Annotated in this window: 8 protein-coding genes and 2 pseudogenes; 6 read left to right on the forward strand and 4 right to left on the reverse strand. The window is 53.9% G+C overall.

Annotated features, from left to right (window positions below):
* Nucleotides 1-55: 55 nt before the first annotated feature.
* From repA to ACZ5FM_RS22140, 4 genes are all read left to right on the forward strand, one after another.
* Complete coding sequence (gene repA / locus ACZ5FM_RS22125) at nt 56-1,267, forward strand: plasmid partitioning protein RepA (protein ID WP_250983855.1); 1,212 nt, start codon at nt 56-58, stop codon at nt 1,265-1,267.
* Nucleotides 1,267-2,313, forward strand: coding sequence for a plasmid partitioning protein RepB (repB, locus tag ACZ5FM_RS22130; protein ID WP_192490683.1), 1,047 nt, complete (start codon nt 1,267-1,269; stop codon nt 2,311-2,313). Before repA ends, repB begins: the two co-directional genes overlap by 1 nt.
* 232 nt (nt 2,314-2,545) lie before the next feature.
* Nucleotides 2,546-3,814: a plasmid replication protein RepC gene (gene repC, locus ACZ5FM_RS22135; protein ID WP_312949101.1), complete on the forward strand. Its 1,269-nt coding sequence runs from the start codon at nt 2,546-2,548 to the stop codon at nt 3,812-3,814.
* Nucleotides 3,815-4,934: 1,120 nt separating this feature from the next.
* The gene (locus tag ACZ5FM_RS22140) at nt 4,935-7,787 is read left to right on the forward strand and encodes a M16 family metallopeptidase (protein ID WP_464041279.1); all 2,853 of its coding nucleotides are present in this window, start codon (nt 4,935-4,937) and stop codon (nt 7,785-7,787) included.
* Between the two features lie 143 nt (nt 7,788-7,930).
* On the opposite strand, the pseudogene ACZ5FM_RS22145 reads toward ACZ5FM_RS22140, so the two are convergent.
* The 3 genes and pseudogenes from ACZ5FM_RS22145 to ACZ5FM_RS22155 form a co-directional block, all read right to left on the reverse strand.
* Nucleotides 7,931-8,481, reverse strand: a pseudogene (locus tag ACZ5FM_RS22145) (NADPH-dependent FMN reductase).
* Between the two features lie 443 nt (nt 8,482-8,924).
* Nucleotides 8,925-10,067: a site-specific integrase gene (locus ACZ5FM_RS22150; protein WP_464041280.1), complete on the reverse strand. Its 1,143-nt coding sequence runs from the start codon at nt 10,065-10,067 to the stop codon at nt 8,925-8,927.
* Nucleotides 10,068-10,519: 452 nt separating this feature from the next.
* Nucleotides 10,520-11,392: a D-alanyl-D-alanine carboxypeptidase family protein gene (locus ACZ5FM_RS22155; protein WP_312949430.1), complete on the reverse strand. Its 873-nt coding sequence runs from the start codon at nt 11,390-11,392 to the stop codon at nt 10,520-10,522.
* A gap of 1,344 nt (nt 11,393-12,736) precedes the next feature.
* Between ACZ5FM_RS22155 and ACZ5FM_RS22160 the strand changes: the two genes are divergently transcribed.
* Nucleotides 12,737-13,876 carry an RHE_PE00001 family protein gene (locus ACZ5FM_RS22160; protein ID WP_312949097.1) on the forward strand — a complete coding sequence of 380 codons (1,140 nt, stop codon included), beginning with the start codon at nt 12,737-12,739 and terminating at the stop codon, nt 13,874-13,876.
* A gap of 123 nt (nt 13,877-13,999) precedes the next feature.
* On the opposite strand, the gene ACZ5FM_RS22165 is transcribed toward ACZ5FM_RS22160, so the two are convergent.
* Entirely contained in the window at nt 14,000-15,583 is a 1,584-nt protein-coding gene (locus ACZ5FM_RS22165) for a S8 family peptidase (protein ID WP_312949095.1), read from the reverse strand.
* On the opposite strand from ACZ5FM_RS22165, the pseudogene ACZ5FM_RS22170 reads away from it, so the two are divergent.
* Nucleotides 15,578-17,505, forward strand: a pseudogene (locus ACZ5FM_RS22170) (response regulator); the annotation flags it as partial. The gene ACZ5FM_RS22165 and the pseudogene ACZ5FM_RS22170 overlap by 6 nt on opposite strands.
* Nucleotides 17,506-17,601 lie beyond the last annotated feature (96 nt).

Raw genomic sequence — 17,601 nt, forward strand, 5'->3', positions numbered from 1 at the left:
ACTGTCGGTCGACGGTAAATTACTGACAATCACGAAAAAACCGTCGTGAGGCGAAATGACAACGAACCAACAGCGAATTCAACCAAAAGAATCGTCGGCAATGAAGATTAGCCGACAGGCTCAGCTGTTGTCTGCCCAGCTCCAGTCTATCCGCGAAAGACTGTATGAGCCAGAGATTGAAAAGAGCCTCAAGACATTTACCTCTCGCGAAGTTGCCAGCCTGTTGGGCATCGCTGAATCGACCTTGCGGCAAATGTCGCTCGATGGCGAAGGCGCAATCCCGGACCGGCAGGACAATGGCCGGCGGATTTATACGCTAGCCCAAGTCAACGAGATCCGTGAACACTTGGCACGTAAGCGTCCTAACGAGGCGTTGGAGTTTCTGCCCCGCCGTCGTGACGGAGAGAAGCTGCAGGTTATTGCTGTTGCGAACTTCAAGGGCGGTTCGGCAAAAACCACGACAACCCTTCACTTGGCGCACTATCTGGCAATCCAGGGCCTGCGCGTTCTTGCGATTGACCTTGATCCGCAGGCGTCTTTGTCAGCGATGTTCGGCTACCAGCCGGAATTTGACGTCGATGAAAACGAGACTGTTTACGCCGCTATTCGTTATGATGAGAAGCGCAGACCCGTTCGTGAGGTGATCCGAAAGACCTATTTCGACGGGATCGACCTCATTCCGGCCAATCTTGAACTCATGGAATATGAGCACGAGACACCTCAGGCGATTGCCGAAGGTTATGGTCGTGGCGACGAGATTTTCTTCCGCCGCTTGTCATCCGTCATTTCGGAAGTTGAGGCAGATTACGATGTTGTGCTGATCGATGCGCCGCCGCAACTCGGTTATCTGACACTTGGAGCATTGTGCGCGGCAACCGGTCTGTTGATCACTATTCATCCGGCAATGATCGATGTCGCGAGTATGAACCAGTTTCTGGCGATGATGAGCGATCTGATGGGCGTTATCGAAGATCGCGGCGGTACGCTTAGTCACGATTTCATTCGCTATGTCATTACCCGTCACAACCCGAATGATGGGCCGCAGGTGAATGTTGTCACCTTGCTGCGCTCTCTTTTCAAGGAAGATGTGTTGGCGCCGGCTGTTGTGGAAACCACGGCCATTGCGAGTGCGGGTCTGGAAAAAAAGAGCCTCTACGAACTGTCACGAGGCAGTGTCGGGCGCGACACGCTCAATCGTGCGATCGAGTCCGTGGATTCCGTGAACCGTGAAATTTTCCTTCACATCAAAGACGTGTGGGGCAGATAATGGCAAATCCCAAAGAACGAAATCAGCGCATGAAGAGCCTGTTCGCCAATGTCGACACGGCGGCGCTTGCAAAGCATACGCCAGTGTCCGTTGTCGATCATGAAAAGCGACGCGTCGGTTCAACGGCCGTCAAATCCATGGACCGTGCTTTCGTTTCGATAGAGGACGAGAATAAGCGCCTGCACGATCAGCTGCTGTCCGCGGAGTCGATTGTCGAGCTTGATCCGGACCACATTGTGGGTTCGTTTGTGAATGATCGCCTTGATATTGAAGGCGATGCAACGTTTCAGGCCTTCGTCGAGGGCATCCGAGATGCGGGTCAGAAGCTGCCTATTCTTGTGCGTCCGCTCGCAAACCGTCCAGGTCATTATCAAGCCGCCTACGGACATAGACGGCTTCGTGCCTGCCAGATTCTAAAACGGCCGGTCAAGGCGATCGTTCGCGATATGAGTGATGAGGAACTTGTCGTTTCTCAGGGCATCGAAAACTCTGAGCGTCTGAACCTTTCGTTTATCGAACAGGCGCTGTTTGCCCTTACTCTTCGCGATCGTAAATATTCCAGAGAAGTTATCTCTGATGCTCTGGGTCGGAAAGAGGGCAGAAACCTTGCCTATATTTCGATCCTGACAAACACCGCATCGTTGATCCCGGAAAACATTATCCGGTTGATCGGGCCAGCCTCGTCGATTGGACGCCCGAAATGGGAAAAGCTGGGCTCTTTCATAAAGGACCGTCGTCTGAATGGAGCGCAGGCCGCAGCGGTTGCCGAACTCACCACATCTCCATCCTGGGCTACTACTGGAAGCGATCAGCGTTTTTCATTGATCCTTGATGTTCTCGATCAATCAGCGAAGCGCGAACCGGTTGCAGTCGACGTGACGGTGGCCAATGGCGTCGTCATCGCTGCGAAACGTACAGATACATCGACACGGATTTCAATTCCGGACAATCGCCTTCCTGGGCTTTCGGACTGGCTGCTGCAACGGCTACCCGAACTTGTTGCGGAATTTCAGGACCAACAACGAAAGGATTCTGGGATGAGCTAGTCGCCAGAACGGAAAAGGGCCCATCGACTGCAATCGATAGACCCTTAAACCATTGGCCAACGGAACACGAAGCACCGTCAACATTAGCTGTAACGATCTGATTCTAAGACGGACGAACGCGTTAATCAAGTCTCTGTAACTGTCAGAGACCGTTTTTTTGCGTCTAAATTCCGATGGCTTCCTAAAAATCGACCGATTGGGAATGTGATCTTGCGATCGCAGCGGGTAAGCTATGACTGAAGCTTCTGCAGTAGCGTCCTTTAGACGCGTCACTCCTGGGATCGTTGCGAGCGCCCGATTGGCGATGGCAAACAACGTTCCAGACACTACAAAATCCGAAATCGCCCTGCTTTTGAAAAAGGCAGCGCCGGTGCTTGGCATTGATGGAACAACCTATCATGTGATGGATATCCTGCTTGGCCTGTCGCGTGCTGATGACTGGAAGGGCTCAGGTCGGCCGATTGTCGCCATATCCAATGCAAAGCTGGCGGAATACACCATGCGTTCGGAACGCACTGTTATCAGATGCATTCGCCGGTTGGTCGAAGCAGGCATCGCAGCTTACCGCGACAGTTCTACAGGCCGCCGTTTTGTTTATCGCAACGATCAAGGCGAGGTTGTCGCTGGATTTGGCATCGACTTCACGCCGGCGCGTGTAAGAGTTGAAGAGCTGACGCAGGCCGTCACCCATTACCAACATCGACTGGCAATCGAGCTTGCGGCAAAGCGCGACATCGCCAGGCTTTCGCGGGCCATTGAGGATATGTGCGTCGCATTTTCCGACGAAACAATTGATGTTCGTGCCGAGCTTGCGGCCATTAGCCTCCTGAAGGTCGATATTGTAGCAAGAGCAAGAGAGACTCAGTTGCTGCATGATAGGGTAGTAGAAAGTCTCCCATCCGAGCATATTCCTTTTAATATGACATCCGAGGGTGACATCAGCGTCACCGCTATTATTAATACAACCCTAGAATCTCAACCTGAAAGTAAGAATGAAAGGACGCGCTCTACCGAGCGCGATCATAATTTACATAACGACCGCTACGCGGCCGATCTAGCTTTTGAAAAAAAGCTTTCGGCAAATCCAGCAGTTGAGCAAGAAACTTTTGGTGTGGCCCAACGGGATGTTGATGCCGTTCAAGGTGAAATTCTTGGCTCCGTATCTGTGGGATTGCTCCAAGCCGCCTGCCCCGAAGCGCAGGCGATGATAGGTACTCAATTCGACTCCTGGACGACACTTTCTCGTTCGGGTGAGGTGTTGCGGCGAATGATTGGACTGTCAGAAGCAGGTTGGGCGGACGGCAAACAGAAGGTTGGCTCCTATGCTGCGGCGGCAATTCTCGCCACAGTGCTCGAAAAATCCATCCGTGATCCCGAACAAATCAGCAAACCGGGTGGTTATTTCCGAGCGATGATCGATCGTGCCCTTGAAGGGAAACTGAATCTGGAACGCAGTCTGTTTGGCCTGGCCGATAACCGATACGGCAAAACTCAGAAGTAACAGCTGTAACTTTTGAGCGGTGTGTAAAAACACCGATGTTGCACTCCCCTTCCCGGCTCAGGTTTGAACTTGATATCGGGAGGAACTGGGGCAGCATTCGGATCGATGGTCAGCAGAAGAGTCACATGTCGTTCAACTCGATTGCATGCTTGAAGGGAGGATGTTGAGCAATCTCGAAATGACGCAATTCTCGGCTGAGCTCAGTGTAAATTACAGAGGGCTGAACGAGGACGCCGTTTAGAACTTTGTCGCGGTGATCAGAGTGTAATTAGTGCCCTGCCAAAGTTTTGCGCCAGCCCCTGGATGCCTCACCCGGCAGCGAGTGAGCGGAGGAAAAGTTACAGCTGTTACTTTTCCCATGCGTGCCTTTCGGATGCGACTTACCCGAGACCTCACCGCGCTCATGTTTGAAATGGAGGGCACTTGCCCGACAGCCACTCGAAACGAGAACAATGGAAATATTTTGCCTGGGGCTGTCGCTGCGCATTGCTCTCATATACCGTGGTGAATGACTGCAGTCCCCTACCCTACTTTAGCGTCTCCTTCTCCTTTGCACTACTTGATGAGCAAATGAGCTAGCGAGCTCATTGATGCCGCAGCATCAGAACGGAAACCTGAAGAGTGCTAAAAGGACCGTCGATAAAACCCTTTGTCGCTTTTGATCCTTGAAATTTTGGTACCAGCGTCACTCATTGCTTGCGGTCCAGCGGATGCTTTGACACGTGACAATGAGACCGTTGGCTGGAATAAGGGCCACGTGGTGATCTCCAACAATTGCGGCAATATTCCGCGTCGGCTTGGTAGACGGCAAGACGACCTGGCGGCTTATACTCGAGCCGTATTGATAAGGGCGTGATGCTGGAGAATGCCTACTCCCCTGCCCTCGCCTGCGCCCTCAATTCAGTACGGAAATTTCCCGCTATCTCTCTCGGGCATATGTTAGGCGCCGAGTTTCCTTTCCAAATCCAAGCATGTTTACGCTCAGCGGAAACACGATGCTGAGACTGAAGTCGCCGAAGCCTCATATTCAACACTTCGCTATCTCAGAATATGTGCTTGAAGCGGAACACTCGCTTTGAGATATTCCCTCGCATATCAATTACAACCTGCCGGAACACTGATGTTTTTAAAATATATAGCAAATTCCGCCCGCCAGACGCTGTTTGCGCTTGCGACGATTTCCATGGGCATTGGCCTGCCGATGCCAGTTCGGGCCGAAAATGTCGCCACGTCTTGGCCGCAGGCTCAGAGTGATCTGACTGCAGATTCCGATGTCCAGTTTAGCGTGCTTGCAAACGGAATGCGATTTGCCATCAAGCGCAATACCACACCGCCAAATCAGGCGGCGATCCGCTTTCGTATCGGTTCCGGTTCGCTCGATGAAAAAGATAATCAGCAGGGCCTCGCCCACTTTCTCGAGCACATGGCCTTCAAAGGCTCAACAAATGTAGGCGAAGACGAGATGGTGCGTATGCTCCAGCGCAAGGGTCTGGCATTTGGGCCAGATACCAATGCTCACACGTCCTATAGCGAGACCGTCTATTCGCTCGATCTGCCGCAGGTCGACGCCGATACGATTTCGACCGGTTTGAAACTGATGCGTGAAACCGCGAGCGAGTTGAAGCTGAATGCTGCGGCGTTTGACCGCGAACGTGGCGTTATTCTTTCTGAAGAAAGGCTGCGCGATACGCCGCAGTACCGGACTGGTGTGAGTGTTCTCAATTCTTTGCTTGAAGGCCAGCGCGTTACGATGCGCTCGCCAATTGGCAAAACCGAGATCATTCGTAATGCGCCCGTCGATTTGCTGCGAGAATATTATACTGCCAATTATCGTCCTGATAACGCGACCTTGATCGTCGTTGGCGATGTTGATCCCGCAGCTCTGGAGGCCGAAATCCGTGAGCGTTTTAGTGATTGGAAAGCCAGTGGGCCAGAACAACCGGCACCTGATCTTGGTACTTTGAAAAGCAAAGGTGAAACGGTCAATGTCGTTGCGCTTCCGGGAAATATGACGCGCGTGCAGATTGCCTGGACACGTCCATTCGACACGACGAAAGATTCTGTGGCCAAGCGCCGCGATGATCTTATCGAAGATCTTGGCTTTCTGGTTTTGCAACGTCGTCTGAGTGTCATGGCTAGTAGAGCTGATGCGCCATTCATCAGCGCGAATGCCGGTACGCAAGGCCTGCTGAAATCTGCCCGACTTGCGGTGGTTTCCGCCAGTTCTGAACCCGACAAATGGCAGGCCGCGCTTTCTGCGATAGATCAGGAGCAACGCCGTATTCAGGAGTTTGGTGTCACAGAAGCTGAACTGCAGCGTGAGATTGTCGAGTTCCGCTCGGCCCTGCAAGCCGACGCTGCAGGTGCTGCGACACGAAATTCCACTGCCCTCGCCAACATGCTGGCTGGTAGTGTTGATGCCGATCAGGTTTTCACATCACCGAAGGACGACCTTTCGCTTTTTGAGACTATAACCAGTGACGTTACGGTTGATGAAGTCAACGCTGCGCTGCGCGCTGCATTTACCGGCAATGGTCCGCAGGTCTTGCTCCAGGCAGCAAAAGCCCCTGAAGGTGGCGAAGAAGCCGTACGATCTGCCTATAGCACAACCCGCGCCATTAGCGTTTCCGCACTCGCTGGCGCAGAAGATGTCGTTTGGCCTTACACGTCGTTTGGTGAATCGTCGGCCGTCGTTGAGCGCGAGGCCGTTGAAGATCTCGGGCTGACCATGGTGCGTTTTGCCAATGGTGTGCGCCTGACCGTTAAGCCGACAAAGCTGCGGGCCAATGAAGTTCTGGTGCGCGAACATATCAGCGGTGGCAGATCGCAAATCGCGCGTGACCCCTTCCCGCCCCTGTGGGCTTCTCCGGCCGTCATACTGTCTGGCACGGAGGATCTGGATTTTGAAAACATCCAAAAAGCGTTGACTGGAAAGATTTTTGGCATCGATTTTTCGGTTGGCGATAGTGCCGTACGGTTCGATGGGCGCACACGTACGGAAGATCTGGAGACTCAGTTACAATTGATGGCTGCCTACACATCTCGCCCAGCCTACCGCCCCGAAGTTTTCAAGCGAGTGCAGCAGGCATATCTGAGCAGCCTGGACCAATATGATGCCACCGCTGGAAGCGTTGTGCGGCGGGATTTTGCCGGCTTGGTACACTCCAACGATCCGCGCTGGGCATTCCCGAGCCGTGAACAACTGTCGTCCGCGACGCTTGGCGATGTCGAGGCGTTGTTCAAACCGTTGGTTTCCAAGGGGCCGATTGAAATCACCATCGTCGGTGATGTGACGGTTGATGACGCTATTCGCCTCACAGCCGGTACATTCGGTGCGCTTCCGCAGCGGGCAGAAACCTCACCGCAGAGCGATCAGACGGTCGTGAAGTTTCCCGATTCCAACGATAAGCCGCTGATTTCCACTCATACAGGGAGAGATGACACGGCCGCGATCAGTGTTGGTGTCCCGATCGGTGATCTTTTCTCGGACGTTCCGCGTTCCTTCATCGCAGATATCTCAACCCAAATTCTGCAAAACCGGTTGATTGACCAGTTCAGAATTGCAGAGGGTGCGACATACGGTTTGCAAGCCAGTGCTGAACTGTCGCGAGATTTACCGGGCTATGGCTTCGGTTATATCTCTCTTGAGACGACGCCCGAAAAGATAGGGAGTTTTTACACGCTGCTGGACAAGGTTGCTGCCGATCTGCGCACCAATCCCGTATCTGACGACGAACTGGCAAGGGCGCGGGAGCCCGCAGTTGAGACGCTCAAACACCAGCAGCAGACCAATGACTTCTGGGCACTTTATCTGCAGCAAGCGCAGACGGACCCACGCCGGTTGGAACTTATCCGCTATACCATGGAGGGCTATGGCAAGGTAACGGCGGATCAGGTTCGTGAATTTGCTCAGAAATATTTCCAAACGGAACACTTGTGGAAGTGGGAAGTTTTGCCTGCCGGCGTAAGGTGATGTTGAGAATGGCGGTCACTGTCGAAATGACCGCCATTTTTTATGGCTGCAGCATCTGGAATGGTGTTTTGGGTGAACGCGCAAGCCGGTCCTTGGTCCAAATTTCTCTGGGCGGAACGCGCTTCTCACTGCAGTTCACAGCACTATTGTAGCTGTTGCGAGCCCAGCTGATTTTGCCAGAAGGACACAAAGTCCTTCAAAAACGCTTCCACTCTTCGTCTGTTTTCCGCAACCTTCAAAATTTTCTGGATCGCTTCTGGCGTTTCCTTCATCACTGGCAGTCGGAAGAACAGCTCTTCATTGAAATTGCTGCTAATGGTGGACGCACTTTGCGCAGAGCCACCAGCATGTCGTCACCACGATGCGACGCGTGGACGAGAGCAATCGGCTTGCCGATGATCTGATCGCCAGACACCAACCAATCAATCGCGTTCTTCAACCCACCTGGAATGCCTCGGAAATATTCCGGGCTGGAGATCAGCAGGCCGTCATTTTGGGCGATCAAACGCATGAAATCTTGAACGCTTTCGGGAAGGTTGGGACCTTCAAGGTCAGGTGAGAACACCGGCAAACTCCCGATTCCGTCAAAAACAGTGATAGCAATGTCATTGGGGGAGGCGGCTTTTATTGCCATTAACAGAGCCGTGTTCGTGGCCTGTTGGCGGGTGCTGCCGGAAATTGCGAGTATTTTCATGGCCACAAATGAGCGTGGGGAAGTGGCCGTTGCAATTGATAGCTCGGAGTTGTTCGATCGGTGGCACAACGGGGAAGCTTTGCGTCTTCAATCTTGCCAAAAAAAAGCTGCCAAGCGGCTGGCTCAGATGGAAAACCAGCGCCGAACGAAGCAAGAAAAAACGGATTCAACCCTATAATCAGGGAGATCATATGCCAACATTCTATTTAAAAATATCAGACGGACTTGAAGTTCAAACGCCGATTGGTGCCCCCAATCCGCATGAGGCTCTGAGCCCTGCGTTGAATGCTCTATCGCAGTTCGCATGCAGCCATTTCCCCCGCCAGAAAAAAATCGTCATAACTGTAATGGATTCCGGAAGGCGCCGATTGCGAGGTTGAGTTTTTCCTTCACGATTGAATACCCGCCCGGTCTGGGAGTGTGACGCGAGAAATATAAATGCGTTACAGGATCCGCGCTGCGCGACCGCTTCTGCGTGTGGCATTGTTGTAGTAACTTGAAGCTTGCTGGACAGAGCGATGTTTGGACTGTTCCATGGCTTCGGGCAGGGGAATGCCTCTATTGGCAGCCTCCGTCAGATAGCCGGAACGCAGACCATGTGCTGAGATTTCTGTAGGATCCAGTCCGGCCATAACGGCGCGTTGTTTGATGATGGCATTGATAGACTGCGGATCAAGGGCGCGCCGTGATACCGTTCCCCACCTGCCAATCGACCGGAACACACTTCCACTTTCAATTTTCGCAGCGGCCAGCCATGCATTTAATGCTTCCACCGGCAGCCCGGTGAGATAGACAACGTCATCTTCTTCGCCTGATGTGGTCTTGGTGCGGCCGAGATGAATGGCAAGTGAGGGCAGCGAGCGGCCATCTTCCGCTGTGACAGGAGGCTCGGCGATCAATTGCTGGCAGCGCAGGGTGGCAACTTCGCTGCGACGACGACCACCTGATGCAAAGGCCACCATCAGAATTGCCCGGTCACGCAGATCCCGCAGACTTTCACTGCCACACGTCTCCAGCAGTTTTGACAGCACATCAGCTGTAACAGCCTGGGCGCTTTTGCGTTTACGGACCTGTGGTGTCGCGCGAACGGCCAACCGTATCGCTGACTTAAGCGCAGGGGAGGCGAAGGCACCGCTGTGGCCACGCCACTTCGTCAGCGTCGACCATGATGCCAGTCTTCGACGTACAGTGTCTGGTGCGTGTGGTCCCGTCGCGCGCAGAAACCCTTGGTCGCGCAGACTCTGGGACACCGGCTCCGGCATGCCATGGCCGGGATCGGCCATGCGCTTTTCCGGATCCCATAGATGGTGAGCAACAAACTTGAGAAGCAATGCCTCTGGCGCTGGCCAGGGCAGGGGGCTGCCGGTTGAAGCCAATGACCAGGCTTCGAGATAAGCAAGATCAGACGTAAGCGCCCGTAGCGTATTGTCTCCCATGCCTTGGTTGACGAGATGCCGCAACGTTTCGACATCTTGATCCGTTAGAAGCTCTGCGAGTTCGTCTCGACGCTCGATTGGCAGAACGGCTGCAATCGTGTCGAGTTCTTCTGCTCGAAGCTGGACAGCGGTTTTTTCCGGTCGTGACATCTACGGCTCCTGCTCCGGGTTAGGCTCGTACTTTCAAGACCCGCGATGGCGGTTATTTTCGATGATTTGCCATGACAGATCAACTCACCCGCGGAATGTGACGCCAGGTCTGTCACCGGCTCATTATTCAGACGAAGCTCGAATAGGCTCAATCAACCAGGTGCGGCAGAGTGTTTTTAGACATTTCACCATCAGTGGAGAACATCTCGTGATCTCAGCGTCATGCTAAGGGCGTTCAGTTTCGGCCGCAGGATGGCCCTGCGCGCGTTTTGGCGCTCGAGACGAGCAATTCCTCATCCTAGCCGTCTCTTCGTCTGTGCGGTCGAATTTGACGGTTTTTGCATGCGGCTGATGATCTCTGTTGGGCGTATAGGTAGTCTTGATCGACTAACTAGAATTAGGAGCCCATGAATTGATCACCGATGGCTGGAAATCTGGTGGTAATCGGGCTGCTAATGCGAAGGCTCATCATTTCCGACCTCCAGCATAAGGAGGTAATCCTGATGACGATCGGTAAGGGTAGGGGACCCCAGAGTGACGGAAATGATTGAATTGCCATTTTCGAGTGTCGAGACAGCAGCAAGATTGAACACCGATGGCCACAAGGATCCGGACTTTCCACCTCTGAACTGAGGGATGGAAAAATCTGGGAGTGCTCTGCGGCTTGAGCCTATAAAGACTGATCGTACGATAAGCCGCCGTGGGTTTGGCCCATTTATTTGAATTCCGTATTTTTCCAAATCCCAGACGCCACAAATCATGCTGTGCCGAAGGCACTCCAGAACCAGCAGCGACAAATCCCGAGCGGTTGAACGTTGCCCTTTGACCGCCAAACCGTGAGCATTCAGAAAGCGCGATGACTGCATCTGCAGGCGTGCCGCGACTGAATTCATCTCATCAATGAAACGGCTCTGGGCATCCAACGCGGAAGGTCCGATTGATCGGTCACTGAGAAGAATTGAGCCAAGCGAACGGGCTATGACATTGGCCGAAACGTTTGACGACGCCAGAAGGAGATTAATCAAAGCATGGCGAACGCTTAACCGATCATCTACGCGGAGATTGTTTCCGGATCCCTCTACAAGATCCTCTGGCAGGACTGATAACTCCTTTGCCAAGGATATATCCTTTGCGTGACATACAGTCAGCGCGGTCACTGCCGTGAGCAGCTTGGTAATCGACGCGGGTGACGCAGGTCTGTCAGCGTTTTTTTCGAACAGCGTGGTCAATGGACTTTCGAGGCCGCCTGCTAAACGAATGCAGATTGCGCTGATGGCCGATGGACTGACATTGTCGATTACGTCCTGATGTTCGGAACTTTCCATCTCTTCCAACCATGCGCTGTGAGCAAAATCTGTCTGTTGGGGAGCCTACACGAAGGACGATAAATGTCATCAAACGTGATTTAGGGGGAACTGTCTTCTCGGCGAGTTGGATTGTGTCGTTGGTGTCGACCGCCGGTCCTCAGAAACGAATGAGTGTCCACATGGGTTTCGGTGTGTCATTTCGTTTATGTGTCGCTCCGCAGAATGCCGATTGAGCGGGCAGAATGAGCCAGTTTAAACCTGTGCACGGCATGACCAGGCTGCGAGGCTTGCTGCGGTCGTGTTGGTTGACCCCACCTTGATTTGCAATGCTATCGTGGATGTGGCCTGCGGCGGCCTGCCGCTCGCTCAAACTGGAATGGCGAACGTACCCCCAAATGGTTTGACCCGACGGGGTTGTTGTCGAGCACTGACATCGATAGCGCCCAAAGAGGGATCAGACGATCGACATACCCAATTCGAATGCTATGGTGAAGGCGTTGCGCTCGTCATTGGCTGGGCGCAACATTGACTTTCGCGTAGTGACTGCCTGGAAATCATGTCGCAGCAACTCGGTTTCCCGAACTGGAATACTTGCAGGGCACTGCTGGAAGTGAAGACGACAGTGAGCTCGACTATCTCCGTGCACCACGGCAGTCGGCAAAGGCTGCTCTATTTTACAAACTGCGTTCCACGCGAAATTTTGAGAGCACCCTCATCAGGGTGAGTTGATTGCGGTCGATATCATGTTGCATGGTCTGGCCGTAAGTGCGGTCCGTTCAAATCCGCGACGTGAGGCTGAGCAGTGGCGCAGCGGCCCCCTAAAGTGCCGGGATCTATAAGTATCGGTAATACGGCTCGATGTAAAAATGCCGCATCAGCGGTCGCGGCCACAAAGCCACCGGCGCCACCGAACGTGATGAAGTGCAAATAGATGCTGAAGGTCATAAGGTGATCGTGATCTTCGATCACTTCGGGCACGCATGGTCGATCAAGCAACGCGATAAGACGAACGGCGGACAGGCGGCATAAATGCTTTCATGCAGCCGGTCACGTGGCGCGTTAGATTTCCCGACAAGGCGGCTGGCAGAGTTGGTTTTCTAGATAGTCCCCATCAATTCTCCCAGCGATGCAATCGACGTCGCCAGCTCTTGCCAAATCTCTCACGCTCCTCATCTCGCGATGGAAATTGGCGATAAACAAGAGCCATCGCGACCGGGAAGATGGTCGAAATCAGCAATCACTGACTCCACATGATCTATCATCGATAAGCGTTACTTATCGATGGTAGATAAACCAACTGTCAACCATACCCACTGGCGAACAGTAAATTACACATAGTATTCGTTTAACAAATCATTTATCATGATTTCAATGGTTTACGATCTCGCCAAATTGCCCATCCACACCCTTCTGAAACCGCTCAGCGACGCCACTGCAGCGTTTTGTCGTCTCGATGAGCGCATTGCCCGCTCATCCGTCGGAGCCGGCTGGTGTGAGCGCCAGAATTTCAGCGACGCCTGTGCTTCGCTATGGATCGATGGCGAACTTGTGCATCTCGAAGATCTGGTGCTGCACGACGCGACCCGCGATGTCCGCGCGCCAACCCACGAACTGACCATCGCCCGCGACGTTTTAAAAACCCGCCGACGGATTGTGGCGCAGCCGCCGGACTGGGCGTTGTCCCCAGACGGCATCAGAAGTTTGCGCCAAGACCGAACCGAGCAGGCGTGGTCTGTAGCATCGTCGGGCAAAGCAGGAACGGGCGTGGCAGGTGAGATCGTGGATGACGATCGGAACGATGCAGGGCAGGGGGCGTCTGAAGACGATGATCCAGATCTGGTGGATGAGTTCGCTGAAATTGATGCGCTACTCGCCCGATCCGAGGCCGCCATTGCGCAATCAAGGAAGCCAGGCCGGGCTCCGGCCGACCCACTGGTTTACGATCTCGACTGGGACGAGGACGCGCGGCTGGATGAATGGCGCACCGTGCTGCGACAGGCCAGAGATCTGCCGGCGATGCTGCAGGCAATCGTTGTTCTTGATGCCTGGAACAGTCTCGATGTGTTGCAGCACGCGCCGTGGTTGGGGCGGTTGCTGTCGGCCTCGCTGTTGCGCCAGGCCGGCATCACCACGCAAAACCATCTCGCCGCCATCAATACCGGCCTCAAAACCATTCCCGTTGCTCGCCGCCGCCATCGCAGTCGCGAAGTTCGGCTGCTGGCAATCGCCGAAGCGTTCGTCGCGACAGCCGAGATTGGCTTAAAAGAACATGACCGGCTGGCACTGGCCCGCCAGATGATGGAGCGCAAATTGTTGGGGCGGCGCACCTCGTCCAAACTGCCCGAACTGATCGAACTTGTCATGGCAAAGCCGCTGGTCTCCGCCGGCATGATTGCCAAAACCCTCGACGTCACGCCACAGGCCGCACGGCGCATCGTCTCCGAACTGGGCTTACGCGAAATGACGGGCAGGGGAAGGTTTCGGGCGTGGGGGATTGTGTGACGGAACAATCAAAGCGATCAGCCAGAATGAATTTGAACAATGTGAATGTAGAAAATGCACAGGCGAACACTGAACGACTGATGCGAGATTATGCCCGATGTCCGAAGAAGAGCCTAAGACAAATCAAGTTGAAATCGCTTGAGTCGCGTTTATTGCGGCCACGCTCATTGCCACTTCGGCATAAAGCTCGGCTTCGATTCCTTGGGTATCGATTTCAAGAACAAGTGCAAAACGTACCTCAGGCTCGCCATTTTTCAGGATTGCTTTTGACTTCCACCACCCGGCAACGGGATGAACTGCTACGAGATTGCGACGGGCAAGATCGGATGCCCTACATGTCAATTGATCGATATGGATGGAGCCAACGTCGCGCCGGTCGCTACCGTACTCCCAAAGATCGTCTTCCTCGACCTGTGGACCAGCAGGATCAGCAGCCTTGCTTATACGGGCCATAAATTGCTGCGCATTTTCACCGGCTCGGTTCAACTTGAACCTCAGGTTATGCGAGGCGTATCGATATCGCGAGCCGCGGGAGGCCTCCGCAGGATTTGGTGCTACGAAAGAGCTCAGAGCGACCCTGAGCGTCACATTCGTATTACCGAGCTTGCGCAGTTCTTCAACGGGCCATGGCAAGGTGAAGAGGCGCATCTCCTTGTGGACATCCCCACCCGTTTCCGCAGATATACCGTAGGGCGTGATAACGTCCTGAACGATCAATGTGAGGGCGTTTGATGCACTGCGGCGGGCGCGTTCCAGATCTGGCACGCCATAACCATAGCGTTGGAAGAGCCTAGCGTAGTGTCCCTTGTTAGGATTGGTGGGAAGATGCGATCGCATCTGCGGTGTCCAACGAGCGGATGCAACGTAGAGCGCGCGAATGCTTTCGGGCCACAGCAGCGGGTAATCAGACCAAAGCTCAGTGATCTGCTTTGCGGCGACTGCCGTCGCCGCGCTTGTATCATAGGTGAAACTAAACGAACGTTGTGGATAGGCATGGTGCGTTGTGAGCAGGGAAAGCCAGCCATGACGCATAGGCGGAGGGGTAGCGGCGGCAGCCCAATTACCGCCTTCGAGAACTACGTCGGGTTTGAGTGGCCAGGTTGAAGACCAAGATGCTGTTCTGGAGCTGGGCGAGAGGTCGCCATGGGGCGCAACGATGGTGAGGCGTTCCGCAGGCGGCAGCATCGTCTTTTCCGTAAAGGCGCCCACGCTTATCGCATTCCAAGCCTGTGCGGGCGACTCCAATTCATTATCGGCATGGTCGCAAGTGGTAAGATAGTGTCCCGCGGTGAAGGTAAAATTGTCGGTATTGCCTGCTGATACCAAAATCAGTCGGTGGTCGGAACGATTGCCCGATACCCCGGCTGCAAGTTGGTCGATCTCGGTCGACCATGATGTTGGCGCACCATCATGAGGCGTATCCTCATCTGTTGTTACCGCCATTGTGAAGGTGCGCCTGCGAACTATCTGTTCGACGCCATTAATCGCAAGGCGCGTTTTGACACCGAGAAGGTGATAAGGATTAGCCTCGGCGTCTGGCAGTAGTTTCACCGACTCCAGGCGATGCGAGATGGTGACCGGCAACGTTGACTGCAGGGGGGATGTCAGATCTCCAAATAGTGCCAAACCGGCAAGCTGTGTCCCATGACCTTTTAAATCGTCGAGCCCCCAGGCAGGTTCAGCGGCGTGACGATCTTCTGCCGTCAAGGCTGGTGCGATCGTGATCGAATGTGGCGCCTGTCAACCGACCTCATTCTTGTTGCGGATTTTAATGCGTTCATCACCGCTGCCAATCCCGCGTGGCAGCGAGTTTTTGGCTGGAATGATCAGGATTTGATTGGGCTCTGTTTCCTAGACCTTGTTCATCCTGATGATAAAGAAGCCACGATTGCTGAAGTCGGAAAGCTCAGTGAGGGTGCTACGACCTTTTTGTTCGAAAACCGCTATCGCAGGAAAGACGGAAAATATCGTGTGATTTCTTGGACCGCGGTTCCAGAGAACGGATATATCCATGCGGCAGGCCGTGATGTAACGGAAGAAAGAGAAGCCGCTGTCGCTCTGAAGAAAACGGAAGCGGCGCTACAACATGCCCAAAAGATGGAAGCGATAGGCAATCTCACGGGTGGTGTCGCGCACGATTTCAACAATCTGCTTCAGGTCGTTGCTGGAAACCTTCAATTACTCGCCAAAGATATTGCTGGAAACGAAAAGGCGCAACGGCGCATCTCCAATGCTCTTGCTGGTGTCGACAAGGGATCCAAACTTGCCGCTCAATTGCTCGCCTTTGGTAGAAGGCAAGCTCTTGATCCGCGCGTTCTCAATATCTGACGCCTCGTTCGTAGCATGGATGAAATGCTGCGAAGGACGATAGGTGAGGGTGTGGAGGTCGAGACTATCGTGTCGGCAGGGCTCTGGAACACCTTGGTGGATCCTATGCAGATCGAGAATGCGATCCTTAACCTTGCTATCAATGCACGAGATGCGATGGACGGGTTTGGCAAACTCACGATCGAAGTGGGCAATGCGTACATTGACGATGCCTATTCGCGCCTTCATGACGACGTGCAAACCGGTCAATATGTAGTTTTGTCGGTAAGTGATACGGGGACCGGCATGGCGGCCGACGTCATCGAAAAAGTATTTGAACCTTTCTTTTCGACAAAGCCTGAGGGTAAAGGCACCGGCCTGGGCCTCTCGATGGTGTACGGCTTTGTCAAGCAGACAGGCGGCCACGTCAAAATCTACAGCGAGGTCGGCCACGGAACGACGCTCAAGATGTACCTGCCGCGCTCGACGCAACAGGAAGATTTGGAGACCGCTCCGCTTGAGGGGCCGGTGGAAGGTGGGCAGAAACCATTCTGGTGGCGGAGGATGACGAGGGTGTGCGCGCAACCGTCGTCGAAATGCTGCAGGAACTCGGGTACCGGGTATTGAAAGCGCCTGATGCCACTTCCGCCCTGACGATCCTTGAGAGCGGTATTCCCATTGATATGCTGTTCACCGATGTCGTCATGCCGGGAGCACTTAAAAGTGCGGAGTTAGCTCGCAAAGCAAAAGAACGGTTCCCGCAAATCGCCGTCCTTTTCACTTCGGGCTACACCGAGAACTCTATTGTGCACGGTGGACGGTTGGACGCCGGCGTTCAGTTGCTGTCCAAACCCTACACCCGCGAGGCGTTGGCACGAAAAATCCGCCACGTCCTTAACAATGAACGTCAGATTGCGGTAGCGATCTCACGGGCGGAAACCGACGCACCAGACCTTGAACCCATGCCCGGAAAAGAGCAACGGCGAGTTCTGCTTGTCGAAGACGAGGCGCTCATCCGCATGTCGGATGCAGATATGCTTTCTGATCTCGGCTGCGAGGTTTTCGAAGCCGGCTCCGCTGAAGAGGCACTGGATATACTGGAAAAAGACCACATCGACATTGTTGTAACGGATCTAGGATTGCCGGGTATATCGGGAGAGGAATTCTCCCGCATGGTGCGTGAGCGCTGGCCTGATATTGGAATCGTCTTTTCCACCGGGATGAACCACACACCAAGCTGGGATGATGGAAAAAGAACGGCACTTCTTCCTAAACCCCACGGAATGGAAGAGTTTGCAGAGGCCTTGGATGCTGTCAGCTAAAAGCTGACATACTGGCTCCAGCCGGGCAACCACATGTCTGGACGCATTCACAATGCAACGCCCCGTGGTCAGGTGATCTAAGCTCATCATGCAATA

The organism is Agrobacterium sp. 5Ca50 (assembly GCF_055381905.1).

What these genes read in the sequence shown, in the direction of transcription:
- ACZ5FM_RS22160 (WP_312949097.1), top strand. Translation starts at nt 12,737, where the DNA reads ATGATTTCAATGGTTTACGATCTCGCCAAATTGCCCATCCACACCCTT.
- ACZ5FM_RS22150 (WP_464041280.1), bottom strand. Translation starts at nt 10,067, where the DNA reads ATGTCACGACCGGAAAAAACCGCTGTCCAGCTTCGAGCAGAAGAACTC.
- repA (WP_250983855.1), top strand. Translation starts at nt 56, where the DNA reads ATGACAACGAACCAACAGCGAATTCAACCAAAAGAATCGTCGGCAATG.
- ACZ5FM_RS22140 (WP_464041279.1), top strand. Translation starts at nt 4,935, where the DNA reads ATGTTTTTAAAATATATAGCAAATTCCGCCCGCCAGACGCTGTTTGCG.
- ACZ5FM_RS22155 (WP_312949430.1), bottom strand. Translation starts at nt 11,392, where the DNA reads ATGGAAAGTTCCGAACATCAGGACGTAATCGACAATGTCAGTCCATCG.
- repB (WP_192490683.1), top strand. Translation starts at nt 1,267, where the DNA reads ATGGCAAATCCCAAAGAACGAAATCAGCGCATGAAGAGCCTGTTCGCC.
- repC (WP_312949101.1), top strand. Translation starts at nt 2,546, where the DNA reads ATGACTGAAGCTTCTGCAGTAGCGTCCTTTAGACGCGTCACTCCTGGG.